The sequence below is a fragment of the Clostridium thermobutyricum DSM 4928 genome (assembly GCF_002050515.1).
GTDB lineage: Bacteria > Bacillota > Clostridia > Clostridiales > Clostridiaceae > Clostridium > Clostridium thermobutyricum.
Window position 1 is genome coordinate 1 of record NZ_LTAY01000097.1, and the last position, 2,967, is coordinate 2,967.

General features: G+C 21.8%; 1 protein-coding gene. It reads left to right on the forward strand.

Going from position 1 to position 2,967, the window contains the following annotated elements; translation table 11 throughout:
- The first annotated feature begins 952 nt into the window (after nucleotides 1-952).
- Complete coding sequence (locus CLTHE_RS15000; RefSeq protein WP_080024110.1) at nucleotides 953-1,870, forward strand: tyrosine-type recombinase/integrase; 918 nt, start codon at nucleotides 953-955, stop codon at nucleotides 1,868-1,870.
- Nucleotides 1,871-2,967: the final 1,097 nt, after the last annotated feature.

The window sequence follows — 2,967 nt, forward strand, 5'->3', positions numbered from 1 at the left end:
ATATTATATATATATAACTAATTTTTTTTATTTATTTTTTAATAAATGAAAATCAAAATATCTTAGGAGATAAAAAATACAGAAACTCATTAAATTGAGATTAGAAGGAATTAAAAAAATAAAATTAGAGAAATAAAGAAATTCATTGAGTTGAAATTAGGAGAAACTGAATTAAAAAATATTTTTTAGCAATTTTATTGATTAATAAATATAAATTTTTAATTTAGATTTAAAGACTTGTATTAACTAAAATACAAGATTCAAATTTGAATTTAAACTAACTTATAACTGTTGTTGTAGACAACCTTTAAATTTTAGATTATAGATCTAAATTTAAAAAATAATTGAACTAAAAAATTAAAGAATAATAAGGAATAAACTTAAATGTTTAGAATGAATTAATTAAAAAAATTAAATTAAGTTTTATTAGGACAAATAACTTAATTTAAAAGAATACAATTTTACAAAAATTAGGGTAAAGCTTTAACTTATTTAAAATTTAAAATTGTATAAAAAATGAAAAAAAATAAAGAGAAAGAATTAAAAATTTAAGAAAGAATTGAATTAAAAAATTAAAAAAAGAAAAAACACTTAGAATGCTTTTAGGCACTTTGAGTGTAACGAGAATGTGTAAAAGCATAAATCTAGTTATAAATAATAACTGTATAGGCACACAAAATTATCGAGTCGGCGGGCAGATATGAGGGTGCAATTAGTTTGTAGAAGTAAGTAAATATAATTTCTATCGAACTGTTATTCAAATCACGCAATATTTTTTATTTTATCTTTATGTCGTGTCGCCATTAAGTGGCAACATGATAGTGGATGTTAATGGTGGACAAGTGTTAGATATATTTGTAAAACATATCCAAATTAAGTTGAAGTAAAGCAAAAGCACAGATAAATAAAGTAAAAAAACATCTAAAAAATTTTGAGAAAGGAGAACGTAATAATGGCTAAAAAAAGAAGTATAAAGAGTCAATTTCATTATGCGATTACTAAAAATTTTAAAGAAGGAGTTAAAAAAAGAGATTATAAGATAGAGAATGGTCAATCTATGGACAATAAAATATTTAGCTATCAGGAGCTATATAGATTAAAAGATGTTGCAAGAGATATAAATAATTTTTTAAGAGAGAATGAAATAGAAAGAAGAGATGTAAGAGATATAAAATCAGAAGATATAAATAAATTTTTAGACTCTAAAAAATATGATTGTACTCAACAAACTATAAATAGCTATAAGAATAGTATCTATAAATTACAGGAAGTAGTAAATAAGACTTATAATCTTAATGTCAAATGGAGAGAAGATATAGAAGTACCTAAAAGTATAAAAGCTATTAAAAGCAAAGAGAGAGGTGTTAAAGCAGTAATAAGCAATGAAGACTATAAAAAAATAATTGAATATGCAGAAAAAAACAAGTGTCAAAGTGCTTATGCAATAATTTTAGAGAAAGAGATTGGGGTAAGAGTTAACGAGGTAGTAAATATAAAAAAAGAAAATATAGATTTAGAAAGAAAAGAAATTTTGTTCAAAAATACAAAGGGTGGAAAAAAGATAGTTAAGAAAATAAAAAATATAAATTTAGTAAAAGAAATACTTGATAAAAACTATAGTTCAAATGCTTTATTTAGTATAAAAGCAAGTAGCGTAAATCGTTATTTAAATAGAGTTCAGGACAAATTAGGTTTAGGAAGAAACTCTTTTCATAATTTAAGAAGAAACTATGCTCAAAATTTTTATGATAACAAATTAAAAGAGGGATTAAGTGAAGAGAAGGCTTTATTAGCAATCAGTAAACAGCTCAATCACAGAACTAAGAGAGAAAGGCTTATGGAGGAAAGTTATATCAAAAGACAAAAATAAAAAAATATAGCATATAGAGCAGTATATATTAAAATAAAAAGTAACAGAATAAAAAACAGATAAAATCAAAAAAGAAAAAGTAAAAATTAAAGAAATAGTAATAGAAGTATATATAACAATAAGATATTATAGATGTATATGACAAAATTTTGAAAATAATTTATATATAAAAGTGGACAAGTTAATATAAAGCAAAGGAATTATATATGTTGGTGATTACTGTAATAAAAATGAAATTTTAGTAGAACGATTATAAACGATAATAGAAATTTATAAAAATTTTTATTAAATAAGTTTTCAATAATATGTTTAGTAATTATTAAGGAGGAAAAGATAAAATACATTTCATAGGATATAGATATGTATTGATTAAAGAGACAAAAGAGATACTAGATAGAATATTATTTATTCATAATGGAGCTTTTTAAAATTATAAAGATAATAATGCTGAAATACAAGAAGCATTAGAATTATTAGAAAATATAGAATTAAAGAAATAACCCAGATGAAGTGTATGATATATATGCTGTATATAAAGGAAATTGTAAGAATATAGTTATTACATGTCCATGGCTATTTAAATTTGATTTAAATAGTGTTTGTGGAGTTAATTATCATAACTATTTAAAAAAATAAAACATGATTAATTATATAAGGGTTATTTGATTCTTCAAATTGCTAGTTTGAATTATTATTTGAGCTATAAAATAGTAATCTCTCAAGTTATATCATAATTGTTTTGAAGAAATGCATTACTAAATTAAGGGCTATGTGGCGAAACTATTCTAGTTCTTGGTTTTAGTTAATATTATATATTATTATATTTATTAATTTTTTTATCAGACTATAATATTTAGTTTGGCTATTATAACAACTTTTTTGAGATTATTTCAGTCAAAATAAAATTTTTTCAATATTATAAACTAATGATCATTAGTTTTATCTAATTTTAAAGCTTTACAATTAGTTCGCTTATGACACTTTTGGCAATATAATAATTTAGTATCTATCACATTTATACCTAATATAAATTCTAAAATATTAATTTTAAATTTATATCCACATTCTTCACATTGCCAAGTTAATCTCTTGGTTGC

Excerpts from the sequence above, each read along its gene's own strand:
- CLTHE_RS15000 (WP_080024110.1), top strand. The coding sequence starts at position 953 with ATGGCTAAAAAAAGAAGTATAAAGAGTCAATTTCATTATGCGATTACT.